Source organism: Streptomyces ossamyceticus (assembly GCF_001418475.1).
Lineage (GTDB): Bacteria > Actinomycetota > Actinomycetes > Streptomycetales > Streptomycetaceae > Streptomyces > Streptomyces ossamyceticus.
On sequence record NZ_LIQX01000349.1, the window covers coordinates 1 to 1084 of the forward strand.

Here is a 1084-nt window from a genome sequence, read left to right on the forward strand (position 1 = left end):
CCACCCCTGTCCCCACCCCCTCCGAATCTCCGCTTGAACATGTTCAAAAACAGGGCTACTGTCTCACCGACAGCACGTTTTGAACGTGTTCAAGTAAGTCGGAAGGGGTGGGGGCATGGACCTCACGGTCGTCGCGTACGTCATCTATCTGCTGGTCAGCGTGGGTCTGACGGTCTGGGTGGCGAGGACGCTGAGCAGGAACGGGCGGATCTTCCTCGGAGACGTGCTCCATGGGAACGAGAAGCTCGCTGACGCGGTGAACCACCTGCTGGTCGTCGGGTTCTACCTCGTGAACCTGGGGTTCGTGGCCCTCTACCTGAACGCGGACGGCGCCATCGAGAGCCCTCGCGAGGTGTTCGAGGCGGTGTCGGCGAAGCTCGGCGTGGTGCTGCTGGTGCTGGGCGCGCTGCACCTGGGCAACGTGTTCGTGCTCAACAAGTTCCGGCGGCGGGGCGCCATGGAGCGGGAGCAGGTGCCGCCGGTCGCGCCGCAGGGCTGGACCACGCACGGCGCGCCCTCGGTCCCGCCGGCCGGGGCGTGACCCCGATGACGGCGATCGAGGCCACCGCGGACCGGGGCGCCGAGCGCGTCCCGGTCCGCGGGCTCACCGTGCTCTACGACGCCCGGTGCACCCTCTGTGTCTTCGTGAGGGAGTGGCTGGGCAGGCAGCGGCAGCTGGTGCCGCTCGACTTCGTCCCAGCGGGGTCCGACGAGGCCCGGCGGCGCTTTCCCGCACTCGACCACCGGGCGACCCTCGCGGAGATCACCGTCGTCGGGGACGCAGGGCAGGTGTACCGGGGCTCCGCCGCCTGGGTCGTCTGCCTGTGGGCGCTGCGCGAGCACCGGCCGCTGGCCCACCGGCTCAGCACCCCCACCGGGGCACGACTCGCGCGCGGCGCGGTGCTCGCCGCCGCGAAGTGGCGGGGCGTCGAGCAGGGAAGCGGTACGCGCGGGGCGGACGGCCGGCCGCAGTGGGGCGGCAGCATCTACTCCAGCGCGGACGGCTGGACCTACGACCCCCGGCACGGGTGGACGTACACCGCGCCCCGGCCCGACGCCCGGTCCGGGGCGCGGTGTACGTCCA

The 1084-nt window shown here is 71.6% G+C and carries 2 protein-coding genes; both read left to right on the plus strand.

Going from position 1 to position 1084, the window contains the following annotated elements; genetic code table 11:
• Positions 1 to 115 precede the first annotated feature (115 nt).
• Complete coding sequence (locus AOK15_RS24880; RefSeq protein WP_055520549.1) at positions 116 to 541, plus strand: hypothetical protein; 426 nt, start codon at positions 116 to 118, stop codon at positions 539 to 541.
• A 5-nt stretch (positions 542 to 546) separates the two neighbouring features.
• Positions 547 to 1084 (plus strand): thiol-disulfide oxidoreductase DCC family protein (locus AOK15_RS24885; protein ID WP_055520551.1); only part of this gene is annotated, 538 nt, incomplete at its 3' end.